At 32.1% G+C, this 21,468-nt stretch carries 18 protein-coding genes; 7 read left to right on the top strand and 11 right to left on the bottom strand.

Annotated features, from left to right (window positions below):
- Positions 1 to 49: 49 nt before the first annotated feature.
- The 3 genes from EAG11_RS06720 to recG form a co-directional block, all read right to left on the bottom strand.
- On the bottom strand, positions 50 to 3,148 hold the full coding sequence (locus EAG11_RS06720) for an efflux RND transporter permease subunit (RefSeq protein ID WP_129538499.1): 3,099 nt from the start codon (positions 3,146 to 3,148) through the stop codon (positions 50 to 52).
- Between the two features lie 92 nt (positions 3,149 to 3,240).
- Positions 3,241 to 4,302 carry an efflux RND transporter periplasmic adaptor subunit gene (locus EAG11_RS06715; protein ID WP_129538498.1) on the bottom strand — a complete coding sequence of 354 codons (1,062 nt, stop codon included), beginning with the start codon at positions 4,300 to 4,302 and terminating at the stop codon, positions 3,241 to 3,243.
- 473 nt (positions 4,303 to 4,775) lie between these two features.
- Positions 4,776 to 6,884: an ATP-dependent DNA helicase RecG gene (recG, locus tag EAG11_RS06710; RefSeq protein ID WP_129538497.1), complete on the bottom strand. Its 2,109-nt coding sequence runs from the start codon at positions 6,882 to 6,884 to the stop codon at positions 4,776 to 4,778.
- Positions 6,885 to 7,063: 179 nt separating this feature from the next.
- On the opposite strand from recG, the gene EAG11_RS06705 reads away from it, so the two are divergent.
- Positions 7,064 to 7,618 (top strand): DUF1697 domain-containing protein, encoded by a 555-nt coding sequence (locus tag EAG11_RS06705; protein WP_129538496.1) that lies wholly within the window; start codon positions 7,064 to 7,066, stop codon positions 7,616 to 7,618.
- Positions 7,615 to 8,097 (top strand): DUF4348 domain-containing protein, encoded by a 483-nt coding sequence (locus EAG11_RS06700; protein ID WP_129538495.1) that lies wholly within the window; start codon positions 7,615 to 7,617, stop codon positions 8,095 to 8,097. The genes EAG11_RS06705 and EAG11_RS06700 overlap by 4 nt, the downstream gene beginning before the upstream one ends.
- Positions 8,098 to 8,100: 3 nt before the next feature.
- On the opposite strand, the gene EAG11_RS06695 is transcribed toward EAG11_RS06700, so the two are convergent.
- From EAG11_RS06695 to EAG11_RS06680, 4 genes are all read right to left on the bottom strand, one after another.
- Positions 8,101 to 8,499: a hypothetical protein gene (locus tag EAG11_RS06695; RefSeq protein ID WP_242499278.1), complete on the bottom strand. Its 399-nt coding sequence runs from the start codon at positions 8,497 to 8,499 to the stop codon at positions 8,101 to 8,103.
- 231 nt (positions 8,500 to 8,730) lie between these two features.
- Entirely contained in the window at positions 8,731 to 9,423 is a 693-nt protein-coding gene (locus EAG11_RS06690; protein ID WP_129538494.1) for an aspartyl/asparaginyl beta-hydroxylase domain-containing protein, read from the bottom strand.
- 3 nt (positions 9,424 to 9,426) lie between these two features.
- Positions 9,427 to 9,933, bottom strand: coding sequence for a hypothetical protein (locus EAG11_RS06685; RefSeq protein WP_129538493.1), 507 nt, complete (start codon positions 9,931 to 9,933; stop codon positions 9,427 to 9,429).
- Between the two features lie 43 nt (positions 9,934 to 9,976).
- The gene (locus EAG11_RS06680) at positions 9,977 to 10,705 is read right to left on the bottom strand and encodes a diphthine--ammonia ligase (protein WP_129538492.1); all 729 of its coding nucleotides are present in this window, start codon (positions 10,703 to 10,705) and stop codon (positions 9,977 to 9,979) included.
- 103 nt (positions 10,706 to 10,808) lie between these two features.
- On the opposite strand from EAG11_RS06680, the gene EAG11_RS06675 reads away from it, so the two are divergent.
- Both EAG11_RS06675 and EAG11_RS06670 read left to right on the top strand, forming a co-directional pair.
- Positions 10,809 to 12,872, top strand: a complete 2,064-nt coding sequence (locus EAG11_RS06675) for a M1 family metallopeptidase (protein WP_129538491.1) — start codon at positions 10,809 to 10,811, stop codon at positions 12,870 to 12,872.
- A 178-nt stretch (positions 12,873 to 13,050) separates the two neighbouring features.
- Positions 13,051 to 13,950 (top strand): patatin family protein, encoded by a 900-nt coding sequence (locus EAG11_RS06670; RefSeq protein WP_129538490.1) that lies wholly within the window; start codon positions 13,051 to 13,053, stop codon positions 13,948 to 13,950.
- Here EAG11_RS06670 and EAG11_RS06665 read toward each other — a convergent pair whose 3' ends face one another.
- Positions 13,951 to 14,472: a hypothetical protein gene (locus tag EAG11_RS06665; RefSeq protein WP_129538489.1), complete on the bottom strand. Its 522-nt coding sequence runs from the start codon at positions 14,470 to 14,472 to the stop codon at positions 13,951 to 13,953.
- A 125-nt stretch (positions 14,473 to 14,597) separates the two neighbouring features.
- Between EAG11_RS06665 and EAG11_RS06660 the strand changes: the two genes are divergently transcribed.
- The 3 genes from EAG11_RS06660 (at position 14,598) to EAG11_RS06650 (ending at position 18,684) form a co-directional block, all read left to right on the top strand.
- Positions 14,598 to 15,365 carry a TSUP family transporter gene (locus tag EAG11_RS06660; RefSeq protein WP_129538488.1) on the top strand — a complete coding sequence of 256 codons (768 nt, stop codon included), beginning with the start codon at positions 14,598 to 14,600 and terminating at the stop codon, positions 15,363 to 15,365.
- 280 nt (positions 15,366 to 15,645) lie between these two features.
- On the top strand, positions 15,646 to 17,982 hold the full coding sequence (locus tag EAG11_RS06655) for an ATP-dependent helicase (protein ID WP_129541041.1): 2,337 nt from the start codon (positions 15,646 to 15,648) through the stop codon (positions 17,980 to 17,982).
- Positions 17,983 to 18,063: 81 nt separating this feature from the next.
- Positions 18,064 to 18,684, top strand: coding sequence for an L-threonylcarbamoyladenylate synthase (locus tag EAG11_RS06650; RefSeq protein ID WP_129538487.1), 621 nt, complete (start codon positions 18,064 to 18,066; stop codon positions 18,682 to 18,684).
- A gap of 415 nt (positions 18,685 to 19,099) precedes the next feature.
- Here the strand turns inward: EAG11_RS06650 and EAG11_RS06645 are convergent, their stop codons facing one another.
- Genes EAG11_RS06645 through EAG11_RS06635 form a run of 3 tightly spaced genes read right to left on the bottom strand, consistent with a single transcriptional unit; the run spans position 19,100 to position 21,461 of the window.
- A complete protein-coding gene (locus EAG11_RS06645; RefSeq protein WP_129538486.1) occupies positions 19,100 to 19,936 on the bottom strand; it encodes a flagellar motor protein MotB in 837 nt (278 codons plus the stop codon).
- Between the two features lie 37 nt (positions 19,937 to 19,973).
- Positions 19,974 to 20,993 carry a glycosyltransferase family 2 protein gene (locus tag EAG11_RS06640; RefSeq protein WP_129538485.1) on the bottom strand — a complete coding sequence of 340 codons (1,020 nt, stop codon included), beginning with the start codon at positions 20,991 to 20,993 and terminating at the stop codon, positions 19,974 to 19,976.
- A 12-nt stretch (positions 20,994 to 21,005) separates the two neighbouring features.
- Complete coding sequence (locus tag EAG11_RS06635; RefSeq protein ID WP_129538484.1) at positions 21,006 to 21,461, bottom strand: type I restriction enzyme HsdR N-terminal domain-containing protein; 456 nt, start codon at positions 21,459 to 21,461, stop codon at positions 21,006 to 21,008.
- Between the last annotated feature and the right edge of the window lie 7 nt (positions 21,462 to 21,468).

Raw genomic sequence — 21,468 nt, 5'->3', positions numbered from 1 at the left:
ATTTAAAAGCGATTCGTGGTTACTATTTTTATTTAAAATAAGTTCGAGATTATTTACTACTTTCTTTTTCGTATTCTTCTATATGGTCAAACTCAGGATAATGCTTACGGGCTTTAGACCACATTAAATACATTGCTGGAATTACAAATAAAGTAAGAACTAAAGAAAAAATAGTACCTCCAACAATAACAACTCCCATTCCTATACGGCTTGTAGAAGCTGCTCCAAGTGACATTGCAATCGGCAAAGCACCTAATGCAATTGCCAAACTCGTCATTAAAATTGGTCTTAATCGAGCTTCTGATGCTTCTAAAATAGCCTCTAATTTAGGCTTGCCCTGTTCTCTCAATTGATTAGCAAATTCAACAATTAAAATACCATTCTTGGTAACCAAACCAATCAGCATTACGGTTCCGATTTGGCTAAAGATATTCCATGTTTGATTAAATAACCATAATGAAAATAAAGCTCCTGCAACAGCCATCGGTACAGTCAAAATAATAATAAGTGGATCGATAAAACTCTCAAACTGGGCTGATAATATCAAGAATATTAATAATAAAGCCAATCCAAATGCAAATGAAGTATTAGAGCTACTTTCAACAAAATCTCGTGATTCTCCTCCTAAATCAGTAGTAAAAGTATCATCTAAAACTTTAGCTTTTATCTCATTCATAGCGTCAATTCCGTCACTGATACTTTTTCCCGGAGCTAAACCAGCCGAAATGGTAGCCGACATATATCTATTGTTATGATACAATTGTGGAGGATTACTTTGCTCCTCAATTGTAACTACATTATCCATTTGTATTAATTGTCCTTTTTTGTTTTTCACAAACATCGAAGTCAAATCCAATGGTTTAGATCTATCTTTTTGATCAAATTGCCCAATTACCTGATATTGTTTTCCGTTTTTAATAAAATAACCAAAACGTTGACCACTTAAAGAAAGCTGTAATGTTTGTGCAATATCAATAATAGAAATACCTAAACTTTCAGCTTTTTCACGATCGATACTTACATTAATTTCAGGCTTATTAAATTTTAAGTTTACATCTGTTACCGAAAAAGTATCATTTTTATTAGCTTCCTCCATGAACAAAGGAATCTTCTCTTGTAATTTCTGAAAATTAGGTGCCTGGATAATATATTGAATAGGCAATCCTCCACGACGATTTACTGCAATAGTAGGCTGCTCCGTTACTGAGGTTTTTGCTTCAGAATATCTTTTGGTCCATTTGGTCAATTTTTCAGCAATTTCTCTTTGAGAACGAGTTCTTTCATTAGGCTCTTTAAGCGCAATTCTAACTCTTCCGCTATTTACAGACGAAGATCCAAATCCTGGAGAAGTAATTACTAAACTTACTTTTTTCTCTGGAATCGAGTCATCAATCAGCTGTCCTAGTTCTTGCATAAATCGATCAGTATATTCATATGAAGATCCCTCAGGTGTAGTAACACTTAAAACAAGTGCGCTTCGATCATCATACGGAGCAGTTTCTTTTGGTAAAATGCTAAAAAACAAATAAATCAAACCAAAACAGATAGCAATAATAGGAAAGCTTAACCATTTTTTCTTCATAAAACGACCTAATGCTTCAGCATAGCCACTATTTAATTTTTCAAAATAAGGTTCAGTTTTAAGATAGAAATTTGACTTTTTTTGCTCGCCACCTTTCATCAAATAAGCGTTTAACATTGGAGTCAACGTTAAAGAAACGAATGCCGAAATTAATACTGCTGCACCAATTACAACACCAAACTCTCGAAATAGCCGCCCTACAAATCCTTCCAGAAATATTACTGGTAAAAATACCGCCGCTAATGTTACTGAAATAGATATTACAGCAAAGAAAATTTCATTTGATCCTTTGATAGCAGCTTCAATTGGTGACATTCCCTCTTCAACTTTCTTAAAGATATTCTCTGTTACCACAATTCCATCATCAACTACAAGTCCTGTTGCTAGAACAATTGCCAATAATGTCAATACGTTAATCGAAAATCCAAAGAGCCACATTATAAAAAATGTTGCTATTAAAGAAACAGGGATATCAATTAAAGGTCTGAATGCAATTGCCCAATCTCTAAAAAATAAAAAGATAATTAAGATAACCAGAACAATAGATATCATTAAGGTTTCGGCAACTTCTAAAACCGATTTCTTAACAAAAAGAGTACTATCAATTGCTATATCAAGTTTAATATCTTTAGGAAGATCTTTTTTTAGCGCATCGTATCTTTTGTAAAACTCTTTAGAAATATCAAGGTAATTAGCTCCTGGCATAGGCACAATTGCAAGACCTATCATAGGAAGCCCAGATTGGCTCAGTTTTGTTTCTGTATTTTCAGGTCCCAATTCAGCACGTCCAATATCGCTTAAACGAACTATTTTTTCGCCTTCAGAACGAATAATTATATTGTTGAATTCTTCAGCTTTAGATAAATTACCAACTGTTTTTACCGTTAACTCTGTATTATTCCCTGTAAGTTTCCCAGAAGGCAACTCAACATTCTGAGCATTTAAGGCATTACGAACTTCTGAAACTGTACATCCATATGCAGCTAGCTTTATAGGATCAATCCATAAACGCATTGCATAACGCTTTTGCCCCCAAATTTGAACACCACTTACCCCTGGAATTGTTTCTAATCGCTGCGAAATAACGTTCTCAGCATAATCACTTAATTCTAGAGCGCTACGCGTATCACTCTGAACTGTCATAGAGATGATCGATTCACCATTAGCATCGGCCTTAGAAACAACTGGTGGAGCATCTATGTCCTGAGGTAAGCTTCTAACTGCTTGTGATACCTTATCACGAACATCATTTGCTGCTTCTTCAAGGTTTTTATCAAGATTAAACTCGATAGTAATATTACTGCTTCCTTGTACACTTGATGAAGTAATATTTCTAATTCCATCAATGGCATTAATTGCTTTTTCAAGCGGTTCAGTAATTTGCGATTCTATAATATCCGAATTTGCTCCCGTATAATTAGTACGAACAGAAACTTGTGCTGGATCAATAGACGGAAACTCTCTTACACCTAAAAAGCTATATCCTATAAGACCAAATAATACAATTGCAAGATTTAAAACAATTGTTAATACGGGCCTCCTTATACTTGTAGTTGATAAACTCATTTTTTTGAATTATAAATGGGGGAATGAATTATGTTTTTTTATTATTTAAGATTTAGTAAAAGCACCAAATCTTATAATTTCAAATTCATAACTTATAATTTAACTTTTACTTTAATTGGATTATCATTTTTTAATGACATAACACCACTTGTTATAACGGTATCTCCCTTTTTTAAACCCGAAAGAATCAAAATAGATGCATCAGTTCTTGTAGCTGTTTCTACCATTACTTCTTTGGCTTTACCAAAATTTGAGATAAAAACTTTTTTACCATTTTGCACTGGTATAATTGCTTCAGTAGGAACTACGATTGCGTCTTTTATAATATCTAATGGTAATTTCACATCAGCAAATGTTCCTGGAAATAATTTACCGTCTTTATTTTCTGCAATAGCTCTAATCTGAAGCGTTCTTGTTTCTACAGCAACTTCTGGCTCTATTGCATAAATTTTTGCTGTATATAATGTATTAGATCCCGAAACAGTGAAGGTAATAATTGAATTTTCTCTTACTTGACTTGCGTATTTCTCTGGAATCGAGAATGTAATTTTTAATTTACTTGTGTTAACCAATTTAGCAACCAAGACTGTTGGTGTAATATAAGTGCCTGGAGAAATAGAACGCAATCCTATCTTTCCAGAAAAAGGAGCTTTTACAGCTGTTTTTGCAATTTGCGCGCGAATTAATTGACTTTGTGCTTGTGCAGAAGCATAATCAGCTTTAGCAACATCATATTCTTCCTGACTAATTGCTTCTTTTTGCAAAAGCAATTTAGCTCTTCTAGCATTTTCTGCAGCTAAACTCTCTTTGGTAGTCGCTTGTTTTAATTGTGCTTTCAATTCTAAATCATTCACTTTAAAAAGAACCTGACCTTTAGTCACATTGCTTCCCTCATTAAAATAAATACCTTCAACAATTCCAGAAACTTCACTTCTAATTTCTACTTGTTCATTAGCTTCAATAGATCCTGATAAAGATAAATTATTATCAAAAGTTTGAGTATCTACTACAACTCCAGAAACAGTAATTGGATTGTTTTTATTATTCTGACCTTTAGATTCGTCATTCTTATTTTTATTGGATACAATTCGATAGGCAATAAATCCTCCAATTCCGATTATTAGCAAGGCATAAACAAGGTTCTTTATTTTCATAAGATTTTGGTAAAACTATAATTAATAGATTTTGGTTTTTAAGTGAACTCACAAATTTAGTTTTTTGTATTCAAAACTAAATGTCTTATTTTTATATTTAACAGTTGTATGTACAAATATTAATGATTTGATTAAAAGGAAGACACAAAGTGGGCAGAACTACAAAAGGACTAAGACTTCGTTCCCGAAGAAAGGTTTAAGAAGGATTGTAAAAAAAATGTTTATTTGTTGACTCAAAATTGTAAAGATCCTGAGATACTATGTTTTAAAGATAAAAAATAGTTTTTTTTTGATTGTAAATTTCATATATAACTATAGAGTATACTCATATTTTTGTCTCAATCTAAATAACTAAAAAAGGCACAATCTCAATAGCCATCTGAACTAAGCCCCTAAACCTTTGCAACTTTGAACCTTTGAATCTTTGAGCCTTTGAATCTTTGAGCCTTTGAATCTTTGTAACTTAAAAAAAACTAACTAATATAATTCCAGATGTTCTTTTTCTTCGTTAACTCAATAAAAACAGCTTTCAATATTGCATTTTCAGGCTTTTGCAATGGCGCATCTTCTTTAAGAACCATTAAAGCATAATTTCTAGCGAGAGATAAAATATCACGATCACGAACAATATCAGCTATTTGAAGATTTAAAACACCACTTTGTTGCGTCCCCATTAAATCACCGGGCCCGCGAAGTTTTAAGTCAACCTCGGCAATTTGAAAACCATCATTCGTTTGTACCATAGTTTCCATTCGCGTTTTACTATCCGAACTTAATTTATGAGAAGTCATCAAAATACAATAACTCTGCTCAGCACCACGACCAACACGACCACGCAATTGATGGAGTTGCGAAAGTCCAAAACGTTCGGCACTTTCTATAATCATTACACTCGCATTCGGTACATTAACACCAACTTCAATAACAGTCGTAGCAACCATTATATTAGTTTTACCTTCAGAAAAGCGTTTCATTTCTGAATCTTTATCTGCAGGTTTCATTTTTCCATGAAGAATAGAAATCGAATAATCGGGTAGGGGAAAATCACGAGAAATACTCTCATAACCATCCATTAAATCCTTGAAATCCATTTTTTCAGATTCTTGAATCAACGGATACACTATATAAATTTGTCTGCCTAAAGCAATTTCATCGCGAAGGAATTTCCAAACTTTCAATCGGTTACTATCATAACGATGAACCGTTTGTATTGGTTTTCGCCCTGGAGGCAATTCATCGATCACCGAAATATCTAAATCGCCATACAAACTCATTGCTAAAGTCCTAGGAATAGGAGTAGCCGTCATTACCAATACATGTGGTGGAATCTCATTCTTCTTCCATAATTTAGAACGTTGCTCCACACCAAAACGATGTTGCTCGTCGATTACAGCCAATCCTAAGTTTTTAAACTTCACTTTATCTTCTAATAAAGCGTGCGTTCCTATTATAATATGTAAACTACCATTCTCTAATTCTTCATGAATCACTCGTCTGGCAGCAATTTTAGTAGAACCTGTTAGTATTTTTATATTGATATTTAATGTTGCAGCTAGTTCTGATAATCCAACAAAATGCTGATTAGCTAAGATTTCTGTTGGCGCCATCAGGCAGGCCTGAAAACCGTTATCTAATGCCAATAACATACTCATAAAAGCAACGATTGTTTTACCAGAACCTACATCTCCTTGCAATAATCGGTTCATTTGAGCATTACTCCCCATATCAACACGAATTTCTTTAATTACCCTTTTTTGAGCATTTGTAAGCTCAAAAGGCAAGTGATTTTGATAAAAAACATTAAAATATTCGCCCACTTTTGTAAACGGATGCCCTTTGATTTTATGCTTCCTAATCAGATTCTTAGTTATCAACTGTAACTGAATAAAAAACAATTCCTCAAATTTTAATCGGTATTGGGCTTTCGCCAAAGCATCAGTGCTTTTAGGAAAATGGATATTAAACAAAGCGGCTCTTTTAGGAATCAGCTTTAATTCGCTTGTTAAATAATCAGGAAGTGTTTCTGTAAACAACGTTTGTGTTTCCAGAAATAGTTGTTGCATGAGTTTATTAATCACCCGATTAGAAATACCTCGATTTGTCAAGGTTTCCGTTGAAGGATAAACAGGTTGCATAGCCGAACGTAGACTTTGTTGGTGCTCATCCATTAATTCAATTTCGGGATGTGACATACTAAACTGACTGCCGTACAAACTACATTTCCCAAAAATAACACAAACTTCATTGAGCTTTAAACTTTCACGAATCCATTTATGCCCCTGAAACCAGTTTAAATCTATTTGTCCCGTATCATCTACAAAAGTTGCTACTAAACGTTTTTTATTCTTAGCAAATTCAACTGTTTTTATATTGATAATTTTACCAATAATCTGAACTTCAGAGCCTGTATTCTGCAATTCATTAATCTTATAATATCGAGTTCTGTCTATATAACGATTGGGAAAAAAGTTAACTAAATCCATGTATTTATGAATCCCCAATTCCTTACGAAGCAATTCGCCCCGATTAGGACCAACACCTTTTAAATATTCGATAGGAGTTTGAAGAAGATTATTAGACATTTTTTTGTTTGCTCGATTATTGGATATCTTAGAAGATAGAATAAAGAGAATAGATGTTAGTCTATATTCTTTATTCTATACTCTTTTTCATAAGGCGAAGATAGATTTTAATTAGGAAATTTAAAAATTGACTTATTAGACTTTGAATATTTATATCTTTGAAAAATAAATTAAAACAAATGACAACTCATCTCGCATTACTTCGTGGTATCAATGTTTCTGGACACAACATGATCAAAATGGAAGCTTTAAAAACTACTTTAGAAAATATAGGCTTTAAAAATGTTCAGACTTATATCCAGTCAGGTAATGTTTTTGTAGACACAGAGGAAGACAATGCTTCAAAAGTTGGCTTTTTAATTAAACAAGAAATCTTCAAAGTATTTGGACATGAAGTACCAATTGTAGTGATTAGCAAAGAAGACTTAGAAGCTTGTTTTAAGAACAATCCTTTTTTAAAAGAAAAAGATGCCGACATCAAGAAATTATATGTTGCGTTTGTTTCAATAGCATTGCGAAGCGAAAGCATCAATGATTTAAAAATTAGTCAATTTAAGCCAGACGAAGCTAGTATTGATGGCAATAGAATATTCATCAAATATGCGGTTGGAGCTGGAAAAACTAGATTTGATCAAAAATATATCGAGAAAAAACTTAATGTAACAGCAACCATCAGAAACTGGAATACTGTAACGCAATTATTAAAAATATACGAAGAAAGACGAGGGGCATGAAAACAATTCTAAAATCATCTTTTATAATTTTACTATTGCTTATTGTAAGCTGTAAAAAAGAAATAGCGCCTCAAAACACCACTATTTTAAAAGACGAAGAAGAGAATGTTGTCGCAAACGAAGAAAAAGTGCCTGTAGGTGCAAGTGATAAAAACGATATTGAAGACTTCAATCATTTCTTTAGGTTATTCAATCATGACACTGTATTTCAGATAAGTAGAATTAATTTCCCGCTTAAAGTAAAAATCAATAACGATGATTTAGAACTCGTTGATTACGTAATTCCTAAAGAGAAATACACAACTATTGACCTAGATAAAAAACCAGAAGAAAGAGACTATAATCAACAATTAATCCTAAAAAAAGACAAAGCCGTTATTCAACAACGTGGAATCAATAATGGTATTTTTATAGATTATTTTTTTGAAAAAAAAGATGGAAAATGGCAACTTGTAACCTGGGTTGATGTTTCAACCTAAAAATTAATTAAGAACCGTAACTACATTCTTTTTCAAGTAAATAGTATCAACCTTATGAACTGCACCTTTTCTCATTCCGCCACCAAAAGGATTATGTAAATCAATAAATTTCTTTTCATAACCTTCTTTATAAATAGTTTCATTAACATGCAGTGGAGGCGCTTCATATCCCACAAAAGTAAATTGAGAATATCTCATTTCTTTTAAATTAAAATACCCCATTGCATTGGTTAAACTTTCGCCTACCTTACAATTTTCAATAGGAGTCTTGGTACCTTCATCATAAATATACCCCATAATTTGAGGCCTTTGACATCTGCTTACTAAACAGCTTTGAAATAAAAAAGCAACAATAATCAAAGTAATTATTGTTCCATATTTTCTTAAATTTAATTTATTCACTTAGGTTTACTCTTTAACAGCACAACGGCTGTAATTAATTCCAACACCCAGTAGCATCGTTTTCTGTACTTTCAAAATAAGATGTTTCACTTAATTTAAACGCACAAAACCTACTATATGAAAGAAATGTTTTCATTTTGGATTCTATTTTACACATAAACTCAATATTCCTATGTGTTAGATCATATTTTACATTTTACACCTAGCTATTTTAAATAATTAAATCAGAATTTATTGCTCTAGATTTTTAATCATTTCATCTGCCATTGGCGTATTCATTAAGCGTAATTCATTAATAATGAGCTGCTTTTTCTCATCACTCATCACCGGAACAGGTTTTACAAATTGGTCTTGAGGAGCTTCCTTGTAAAACATAGCATCAGTCCATTCATTTCTAACACCATCAATAACAAGATGAATACGGTCTTGTGTACCTCTATTTGCAACCGAATGAATAAAATTAGCATCGATATACCAACATTCACCTTCATTCATAATCAAACGAGTACCATCTAAAATAAATTCAACATCACTATTGGTAATTATTGGAATATGCAGTCTAAAGGAGTCATCTTCGTATCCCAAACAATTATCACTATGTGGTTTAACTTCTGCACCTACAGCCAACTGTAATAATCGGACAGCTGTTTTTTCGAATAAAAAGCCATCTAAAATTTCTTTAAAGTAAGTACAGGAGTTTAAGATTTCAGTCTCAACTACTTTTTCATTATTAGTTGGTGAAGCATAAATAGCATCTGATTTTCCGTTTGGAGACATTAGAGCAATCGAATTCCATTTTCCTGAGTAACAATCAGTATTGTAATGATCAATCCAATTTTCGTTAATAATCTTTTTTAGATCATTTTGTAGTTTTTCAGAATCAAAAACAATCGGAAACTTTATAGAGCGTACTAGTTTATCCATAATTTATTCTCTTATCCATTTTATCATTTTAGGAAATGCTTCTTTTCCTTCTTCTGATGCTCGTTCTTTTCCTAAAGCCAGTCCTGCCCATTCAAGAAAAGGCAAACCTATATAAACTTCATCATTAAAATTTGATATTAACCACTCTGAATCATTCTTATAGCCATTAGGATGAAATACTAACTCTAAAGGCAAATCTAAATGTTTTGCTGCTGCAAAAGACCAAAGGATTGCCGCAATTTCTTCGCCTTCTGTTGGCCAATCACTAGCTATTTCATCAGTTCCTATTAATTTTCGATTAGCAGTAGGAGTAACAGCCAGATGTCCTGCTTCATGTAATATATCTCCAGGATATAACATTTTTTTATAATCAATGTAAACACAACTTGAACCTAATGACAGTCCCGGCAAAAAAGTATCATCTAATTCTTTTTCAACAACTTTAATCCCAATTTCATCCAAGAAAAATATAATCTTTTCTATTTCAGAGCTCTTTTCTTTTATATGCATAGGAATGAGTTTTTAAATTAATTTTATAAATCAGTATGTTAGTTTATATCAAATCGCAATACCAAAATCCATAATCAAAAGCATCATCACCATTTGAATCACAGGCTGTATTACTGGATTCTGTCTTTGGTTTTTCATATTTTCGATGCACAATTTCTCCTATTTCAAATTTAATTGGCTTAGAAAAAATAGGCCCATCGAAGGTAAAGGTATGAAATTCACCGTTTTCACCACACACATCTACATTATCTGGCAAATCATTTATAAAATCCTGATCAATTACACGGCTTACAAAACTTTTATCAAGAAAACGTTCATTTACACAAACCACAATCGTTTTAAACCCCAAAGAAATAAATTCATGAATTATATCTTTAGTTGGAATTTTCCATAACGGAAACACTGCTTCAAAACCGATATCAACTAATTTATCTTCACGATATTTACGCAAATCTTCAAGAAAAATATCTCCAAAAATAGAATATTTAACTCCTTGATTTTTAAGCTTAACTAAGGTCTTACTCATCACTTCTTCATACACTTCCATAGTTGGCATTTCTGGAATTTGCATGATTTCTAGAGGCAATCCAATACTTTCTGCTTGTTGCTGCAACAACTCTACACGAACGCCATGCATAGAAATACGCTGAAACTGCTCGTTTACACTAGTAAGTAAACAACTGATTTCGAATTCATTTGCTTGTTGTATTTTATATAATGCTAGAGCAGAGTCTTTGCCGCTGCTCCAATTAAATAAGGCGATCTTTTTCAATAGAATTGTTTAAAATTTTCAAAAAGTAAACTTACAAATTTACTTCGATTAGTTCATTAAACCTTTGTAACTTTGAAAACCTTAGTACCAAATTAAATAAATAATGAAATACCTTCTTTTTTTCTTTTCTCTATTCAGCTTTGCACAACAAACTCAATATGTTGATTTTAAAACCGTTTTAGGAGAAATTAATATCAATACAACAAATAAGATCGTATCAGGAAATGTAAAATATGATTTTGATGTTTTAAAACCCATAGATACCATTAAAATTGACGCGCAAAACATGACTTTTACAGATATAAAGGTAAATGGCGATGCAATAATTTTCATAAACACAAATAAGCAATTACAATTAGTTTCCCCATTTCAAAAAGGAAAAAACACACTTACTTTTAGCTATGCTGTCCAGCCTAAACAAGCTTTATATTTTATAAACGCAGAAAATAAGGAGGATACTGAAATCTGGACACAAGGACAAGGAAGATATACCAGTAACTGGTTTCCAAGCTTTGATGATGTCAATGAAAAAGTAATCTTTAATATGGATATTACCTTCGATAAAAACTATACAGTAATTTCAAATGGTATCCTGAAAGACAAATTAGAAAATGGAAGTTCGTTTATTTGGCAATACCGCATGCAAAACCCTATGAGTTCATATTTATTAGTACTTGCTATAGGAAAATACCAAGAAAACGCATTAAAATCTAAATCACGAATCCCTTTAGAATATTATATCGAAAACAACGACCTTTCTCGCTTCGAACCAACCTATCGTCACTCTAAAGAAATTTTTGATTTTCTAGAAAAAGAAATAGGAGTAAAGTATCCTTGGGAAATATACAGACAAGCCCCAGTGCGTGACTTTTTATATGCTGGAATGGAAAATACAACCGCTACGTTATTTTCTACCAGATACGTTGTTGATTCTACAGGATTTGAAGATAGAAAATATACTAATGTTAATGCGCATGAGCTCGCACACCACTGGTTTGGAAACTTGATTACAGCCGAAAGCAGCACACATCATTGGCTACAAGAAGGTTTTGCAACCTATTACGCATTGCTTGCTGAAAAAGAAATTTATGGTGACGATTATTTTTATTCCAAATTGTACGAAACGTCACAACAACTAAAATTTGCCTCAAGAACTGATACAATACCAGTTTTAAACCCTAAAGCAAGTTCGCTTACTTTTTATGAAAAAGGAGCATGGGCATTATTTGTTTTACACGATGCCTTAGGTGATAAAACTTTTAAAAAAGTAATTAAAAATTACTTGAAGAAATATGCTTATAAAACAGTAAATACAGATGATTTTTTTGAAGAAATAAAAAAACTATCTAATTATAATTTAAAAGAATTCTCTAAAGTATGGCTTGAGACAACAGCTTTTAATACACAACAAGCAAATGATTTACTGAATAAAAATAAAGCAATACAAATACGCTTAGAAGTTGATAAACTGAATAAAAAAACAATAACAGAAAAAGAAGAGTTTCTATCGGAAGTTTTACAATCAGATGTATATTTTACAGTTAAAAAAGCAATTGTAAACCAGCTAAAAAATGAGAAATATGAAGTAAAAAAGCAATTACTTACACTTGCTTTAAACACTAACAACATACAAGTTAGACAAGAAGTAGCAGCAACTCTATATAAAATTCCTGAAGATTTCAGAATACAATATGAAACGTTACTTGATGATAAATCGTATCAAACACAAGAGATAGCCTTGTTTTATTTATGGAACAATTTCCCCTCACATCGCAATAAATATCTAGATAAATCAAAAAATTGGATTGGCTTCAACGATTATAATCTAAGGACATTATGGCTTTCATTGGCATTATCAACAGCAAATTATACTTCAGAACCACAACTATTAGTAAACGAATTAATAGAATATTCCTCGCCTAAATATGAAGCTACCACGCGTCAAAATGCGTTAGAAAAATTAATTAATTTTCGATTAACAAACGATATGGTCCTAACAAATCTGGTTAATGCAACGACGCATCATATGTGGCAATTTTCTAAATTTGGAAGAGACAATATTCGAATACTATTAAAAAATACTGAAATGCGTAGTTCATTTGGAAGAATTTTGCCTAATTTGTCATCGAATGAACAGTTTCAGCTAAATCGTTTATTGAAAGAGTAAAAAGAGTATAGATTAAAGAGTATAGATTAAAGAGTATAGATTAAAGAGTATAGATTAAAGAGTATAGATTAAAGAATATAGAAGATAAATAGGGTAGACGATAGATAATAGATTACAAAGTTGAGTCTATTTTCTTTGTTCTTTAATCTCTTCTCTTAAAAAAAACTACAATACATATATGAGAGCATTGGTTATTTCAGGCGGAGGAAGCAAAGGAGCTTTTGCTGGAGGAGTTGCACAATATTTATTAGAGATAAAAAAATGTCAATATGATTTATTTCTAGGCACTTCAACTGGAAGTTTACTTATTCCACATTTGGCCCTTGGAAACATTCATAAAATTCATGGTATTTATACAAATGTAAACATGGGCAAAATATTTAATATTAGTCCATTTGTAGTAAAAGAGAAAGACGGAATTGATATTGTGACCATAAACCACTTTAATGTAATCCGTCAGTTTTTTAAAGGGAAAAGAACATTTGGAGAAAGTAAAGGATTGCAAAAATACATCAAGGATCATTTTTCTATTTCTGAATTTAATCAGTTAAAAAAACTTAAAACTGATGTTGTTGTAACAGTTACAAATTTATCAAGGAATGAAGCAGAGTACAAATCAATTAAAGATTGTAGCTATGACGAATTTTGCGATTGGATTTGGATATCTAGTAACTATATTCCTTTTATGAGTTTGGTTTCTAAAAACAACTCAGAATATGGTGATGGAGGATTCTCGAGCTTGGTTCCAATTCGTGAGGCTATACACAGAGGAGCTACAGAAATAGATGTTGTTATCCTTGAAACAGAAGTCAATATTACCAAAAATGCAATTGGTAAAAACCCATTTTCATTAATGATCGATTTATTTCGAATAGCATTAGATCAAGTAGAAAAACATGATATTGCGATAGGAAAGCTAATTGCAAAGAATAAAAATGTAAAACTAAACTTGTTTTATACACCTACAAAACTAACTAACAACGCATTAATCTTCAATAAAGAAGAAATGAAAAAATGGTGGGAAGAAGGATATGAATATGCACAAAACAAGTCTGAAATCATGAGCGATAATAGGTAATTACCACATTTCGCTCACTTCATCTTTAATATAAGATAAAGCAGCACTACTAGGTGATTGCTTATCGAATAAATCATTTAAAATAACCTCACGTAACTTATCTGCACTATCAACACGATCGCTCATACTTGCTTTACGAATCATTTGAATTGTAGCATTCTTAGCAGTAGTTACAATAGTCCAACATTGATCAGACATATATATTTGTTGTGTCAAATTATGTTCAAATTCTTGTTCGATTTGAGCAATAACTAGATTTTCATATTCATTTTTATCATTAGATGTTGGCGCAATACGTATTAACAACTTAGTTAAACTAATACGTTCTAAATACAATGTAATACGCTCATATGCTTGTAAACGCAATGGTAAAGCCTGTTTTTGAGCCTCTTTTTGCAATAACCATCTTCTAGTGTCTTTTTTATCTGTAAGATACGATTTAAAAAAATAATAAGCCACACTACCAGTTACAACAGAAGGTAATGTATAAGCAATAATTTCTATGATTTTATTTGAATCCATTTTTAAAATTTGAGAAAACAAAAATATACTTTTTGAACGTAATTCAGTACCATTTTAATTGTAATATTTACTTAAGAAGGTTAATTTTACCAACTTTCAACTTTGAATCAAATACTACACAATAATTGGAAGACTATATCATAATTTTACTTTGTTTAGCTGCCTTTGCAGCAGGATTTATTGATGCCATTGTAGGCGGTGGCGGATTAATTCAGACACCAATGGGATTAATTTTATTACCTAACTTACCAGTATCAACAGTTATTGGAACATTAAAATTACCCGCCTTCAGCGGAACCGCTTTTGCAGCTTTTCAATACATGAAAAAAGTAGTCATTCAATGGAAATTATTACTCATTATGATGGTTTTAGCGGTGCCATCTGCATTTTTAGGATCTACTTTATTGACATATGTGAGCAATGATTTTATGAAACCACTGTTACTGGTCGTTTTATCGTTATTATTAGTTTATACTTATGCAAAAAAGAACTTTGGTCAGCAAGTAGTCAAAGATCATTCAGCAAAAACACAAATAATATACGCCGTTTTAATTAGTATAATCGTTGGTTTTTACGATGGGTTTATTGGCCCAGGAACAGGAAGCTTTTTTGTAGTAGCATTTATTGCTTTAATGGGGTTTGATTTTTTACATGCTTCTGCAAATGCAAAAATGGTCAACTTAGCTACAAATTTTGGTTCGATCTGCCTATTTATAATTAAAGGAAAAATCATCTGGACAATTGCAATTCCTATGGCAATAAGCAACGGACTTGGCGGATGGCTTGGCGCAAAACTCGCCATTAACAAAGGAAATGGCTTTATTCGAATATTCTTCTTGGTAGTAGTAATCGGAACGCTTATTCGATTTGCTTATGATGTTTTTTACAAATAGAACTTCTGAGAGGTAGAGCAGCAATGGTTCTAAGCTTTTTTAATATTTTAATATTTGACGCTTAGAACTTCATAATCTTTTAAAAACCAATTGTTTCTAATCTAGTCCTGATAGAGGCGTTATCCTCGTAATGTAACGAAGAGATAAAGCCGAAAGCGGAAACAATCTTATTTTAAGCCTTTTGTTGTGCATCAAAAAAACTTAGCAACACAGTACCTAAGCATCTTAGGAACTTACTTTTTAAATTCTTATTTTTGCATTAATTATGGAGAAAAATTTCATGCAAAAATACATTGACCAGCTCAATGAAGCACAAAGACAGCCTGTTTTAAAGAAAGACGGGCCAATGATTATTATTGCTGGGGCGGGTTCAGGAAAAACTCGTGTTTTAACAATTAGAATAGCATATTTGATGGCTCAGGGTATTGATGCGTTCAATATTTTGTCACTTACTTTTACCAATAAAGCGGCCCGTGAGATGAAACACAGGATATCTGATATTGTGGGATCGTCGGAGGCAAAAAACCTTTGGATGGGTACGTTCCACTCTGTTTTTGCTCGAATATTACGTTCAGAAGCAGATCATTTAGGATATCCTTCTAATTTCACAATATATGATTCACAGGATTCAGCTAGATTAATTTCTTCAATTATTAAAGAAATGCAATTAGACAGAGATGTTTATAAACCAAAACAGGTTTTAGGCAGAATCTCCAATTATAAAAATAGTCTAATTACTGTAAAAGCATATTTCAATAATCCTGAATTGCAAGAAGCAGACGCAATGGCAAAAAGACCTAGAATGGGAGAAATCTACCAACAATATGTAGATCGCTGTTTTAAGGCTGGAGCAATGGATTTTGACGATTTACTACTTAAAACCAATGAATTACTAACTCGTTTTCCTGAGGTTTTAGCAAAATATCAAGATCGTTTTAGGTATATTCTTGTTGATGAGTACCAAGATACCAACCATTCCCAATATTTGATTGTCCAAGCTTTAGCAGATAGATTTCAAAATATTTGTGTTGTAGGAGACGATGCGCAAAGTATCTATGCATTCCGTGGAGCTAATATTAATAATATTTTGAATTTCCAGAAGGATTACGAAGGGGTAATAATGTATCGTTTAGAGCAAAATTACCGTTCAACTCGTAACATAGTTGAAGCAGCGAATACCATAATGGAGCATAATAAGACCAAACTTGATAAAATAGTTTGGACAGCCAATGATTTTGGAGCAAAAATTAAAGTTCATAGAAGTTTAACAGATGCTGAAGAAGGCCGTTTTGTTGCCAGTACTATTTTTGAACAAAAAATGCAAAACCAACTTAATAATGGTGCTTTTGCAATTTTATACCGTACCAATGCGCAATCTCGTGCAATGGAAGACGCATTGAGAAAACGTGATATTCCGTATCGTATTTATGGTGGATTGTCATTCTACCAACGTAAGGAAATCAAAGATGTTCTGTGTTATTTACGTTTAGTAATAAATCCTAAGGATGAGGAAGCATTAGTTCGCGTAATTAATTATCCTGCACGTGGAATTGGTGATACTACAGTAGAAAAATTGACAATTGCAGCTAATCATTATAAGCGTTCAATTTGGGAAGTGATGGTCAATATTGATAAAATTGACTTGAAACTGAATGCCGGAACAAAGAATAAAATCAGGGATTTTGTAACGATGATTCAAAGTTTTCAAGTCATTGATAAAAACCAAGATGCTTTTTATATTACTGATCATGTTGCCAAAAAAACAGGATTAGTACAAGAACTTAAAAAAGACGCTACTCCTGAAGGAATGGCTAAAATTCAGAATATAGAAGAGTTACTTAACGGTATAAAAGATTTTACTGAAGGGCAACGAGAAATTGATGGAGCAAGAGGTGCATTAGCAGAATTTATGGAAGACGTAGCTCTAGCTACTGATCTAGATAAAGACACAAGTGATGAAGACAGGGTTGCTTTGATGACCATTCACTTAGCTAAGGGATTAGAATTTCCACATGTTTTTGTTGTTGGAATGGAAGAAGACTTATTCCCTAGCGCAATGAGTATGAGTACCAGAAGCGAACTTGAAGAGGAACGTCGTTTATTTTACGTAGCTTTAACTCGTGCTGAACATCAGGCTTATCTAACATATGCTCAATCACGTTACCGTTGGGGGAAATTAACAGATAGTGAACCATCACGTTTTATTGAAGAAATCGATGCTCAATATTTAGAATACCTAACACCTGCAGAAAGCAATTACCGCTACAAACCAATGATTGATAGTGATATTTTTGGTGATGTCGACAAATCTAAATTAAGATTAGCAAAACCAATTGGAACAACACCACCTAAAACGGCTAATAATAACGAGCCAAAACCGGATTTAAATGTCCGTAGATTAAAACCTGTTTCAAGCAATCCAAACAATGCAAGTGCCCCAAACTTATTTGATAACAAATTAACCATTGGAAACACTGTAATGCACGAACGATTTGGTAAAGGTGAAGTTGTTAACCTAGAAGGAGTAGGAGCTGACAAAAAAGCAGAAATAAAGTTTGAAGTTGGTGGAATTAAAAAATTATTATTGCGATTTGCTAAACTAGATGTAATAGGATAAAAATGTTTCAAGTTTCAGGATTGAAGCTATTATTCGGTAACTTGAATCCTGAAACAATTTAAACTTTAAACAAAACAAAAAATGGCAGAATTTATAAAAATATATCCAGACAAACCAAGTGAAGCAGCAATTGCAAAAGTGGTTAAAGTTTTAAAAAATGGAGGACTAGTTATCTATCCAACAGACACTGTTTACGGTTTAGGTTGTGATATTACTAATTCGCGCGCATTAGAACGTATTGCAAAAATTAAAGGTGTTAAACTTGAAAAAGCAAATTTCTCATTTATATGCCATGATTTAAGTAATATTTCTGATTATGTACGCCAAATCGATACATCCACTTTTAAATTACTAAAAAGAGCATTACCTGGACCGTACACTTTTATCTTACCTGGTAACAATAGTTTGCCAAAAGAATTTAAAAAGAAAACAACAGTCGGAATCCGTGTACCTGACAACTCAATAGCATTAGAAATTGTACGTCAGTTAGGAAATCCTATTGTTTCAACATCTATTCGCGATGAAGATGATGTAATCGAATATACTACTGATCCTGAACTAATTTTTGAAAAATGGCAAAATTTAGTAGATATGGTAATTGATGGAGGTTATGGTGATAACGTAGCATCGACCATAATCGATTTATCCGAAAATGAGCCAATTGTAGTGAGAGAAGGAAAAGGAAGCTTAGACATTCTATAAAAAGACATCATTTCGGCAAGGTATTTGGAGTTAATTCCTTAAATTAGAGCCATGTAACAAAATTATCATATAAAAGTCATTACAATAATGTATTCTTAATTATATTTAATTGGTTATTAAAAAAGATTAGGGATACACAAAAGCAGGTCATTCGACCTGCTTTTTCTGTTTTTATAAATAGGAATCTCTTAGTCTTATCTGTAATTTTCTTCACATACAATTATCGTAAATTTCTTAGAAGCAACCCTTCGTCTCAGCTCACAGAACAAGTGGCATCTTCCGTCTGGCAGAGTGGAGTTGAAGCCTAATTGAGTCGAAAATATTACACATAAAAAAAGCCAGTGAAATTATTTCACTGGCTTTGATTTATTTGAAATCATAATTTTATTACGATTCAATAATATGAAAGATCAGATTATTTACCTGATTGTTTTTTCATTTCTTTTTCAACCATATCATAAAATTGGTCAATTTTAGGCATAACAACAATACGAGTTCTTCTGTTACGTGCTTTGTTTTCAGCTGTATCATTATCAACCAATGGTACATAAGAACTTCTACCAGCTGCAATTAATTTTGCAGGGTTAACTCCTAAATCATTTGTCAATACACGAACAATAGCAGTAGAACGTTTAACACTTAAGTCCCAGTTGTCTAATATTATACCATTACTTTTGTAAGGAACATTATCAGTATGTCCTTCAACCATGCACTCAAAGTCTGGTTTATCATTAACTACTTTAGCAACTTTAGCTAAAACTGTTTTAGCTTTATCAGTTACATCATAGCTACCACTTTTAAATAATAATTTATCAGCAATAGAAATAAATACAACTCCTTTTTCTACATTAATTTCAATGTCTGGATCATTGATTCCAACAGCTCCTTTTAAGCTAGTAACCAAAGCAAGAGTAACACTATCTTTCTTAGTTAAGGCATCTTGAAGTCTAGATATTTTTAAATCCTTTTCTTTTAAACTCTCTAAAGATTTCTCTAAGTTTTCAGCTCCTTTAGAAGTAAGCATTGTTAAATCTTTAGAACTACTAATTAAAGTCTGGTTATGTTCTTTCAAAGTAGCAACTGTCGCTGCTAAACCAGCTTTTTCTTCTAAACAAGAATTTAATTTTACAGTACAAGAATTTAATAGATCTTGAGTTTCTTTGTTTTTAGCTTCTAAATCAGCGTATTTCTTTTTAGAAACACACGAAGACAATACCATTAGTGCAGTTAAAGCGATGAATATTTTTCTCATAAAAAATAAAATTTTAGTTAGACGTATGTCTACAAAGTTAAGGGTTATTAATTTGATTATTGTTAAAGATATCTTTAAATACGCGGATTTTCTTCACATAGTACAAGAAAACAATACTTTTAACTTTATAGTATTCTTGCGTTTGAAAATTGTTTCTTTTTTTATAATACTTTGAAAAAAGACTATAAAAAGAAAAATGAGCTTTTATTATTGCCCAAGTATGATTAAACTTCCCCTGTGTTAAAAATTGTATCCCTGCGATACCATCAAGTACTAATCTAGCAAAAAGAATGCCATAAAACCCCTCTTTGGGCAAATTCTTGGTAAGCATCAACATAGAGTTTCTAAAATTCAAAAAGGTCTTTCTAGGGTTACCTTGCTGCAATGTTGCACCACCTACATGATACACAACCGATTGTGAATTGTATTTAATATCATGACCTAAATTAATTGCTCGCCAACATAAATCAATTTCTTCCTGATGTGCAAAAAAACCTTCATCAAAACCTTTTAATTCTTTATAAACAGAACTCCTTATAAAGAAACAAGCTCCTGAAGCCCAAAACAATTCAGAGCTGTCATTATATTGTCCATTATCCTTTTCGATAGTATCAAAAATACGTCCTCTACAAAACGGATATCCGTATTTATCAATAAAACCACCTGCAGCACCAGCATATTCAAAGTGAGTCTTACTTTTGAAATCTAAAATTTTTGGCTGAATAATGGCCGTCTTTGGCTCTTTTACGAAAGTGTCTAAAATCGGCTGTAACCAATTTTCAGTAACCTCTATATCTGAGTTTACTAATGCATATATTTCGGCATCAATATGTTTTAATGCTTCATTATATCCTTGAGCATATCCGTAATTACCCGTATTTACGACAATTTTCACAGTAGGAAAATGCTCTTTTACATAAGCAACAGAACTATCAGTTGAGGCATTGTCCGCTACATATATAGTTGCTTCAGGCGAAAACTGCACTACCGAAGGCAAAAATTGCTCTAATAATTTTACTCCATTCCAATTTAAAATGACAACTGCTATTTTATCCAAGTGTATTGCGTTTTATTTATTTACTGAATTATAATTGGGTAATTCTCTTAAGAATTCATATTTTTCATTTTCAAAATCCATTTGACAGAAATAGTGACTCAATCCGTTAGTAACTGTCAAATATTGTGCCTTCATAGTCATATTATATCGGGCAATCTGATCAAAAGTAGCTTGCGAAATTTTAACTTCAGGCGCTTTACATTCTACTAATATATATATAGTACCATCTGGATTATACACCACAATATCATATCGCTTTCGTAATTCATTGACTTTCAGAACCTTCTCTACATTAATTAATGATTTAGGGTATTTCTTCTCCATTATTAAAAATTGGACCACATGTTGACGAACCCATTCTTCAGGTGTGAGAATGATAAATTTTTTCCTGATTTCATCAAAAATAGACACTTTATTTTCGCTATTTTTGAATCGAAATATATAAGAGGGAAAATTTAATTTTTGCATAAGGCAA

It is taken from the genome of Flavobacterium sp. 140616W15 (genome assembly GCF_003668995.1).
Taxonomy (GTDB): domain Bacteria; phylum Bacteroidota; class Bacteroidia; order Flavobacteriales; family Flavobacteriaceae; genus Flavobacterium.
Note: the sequence above shows the minus strand (reverse complement) of the source record. Positions and strands in the feature narration are given on the sequence as shown.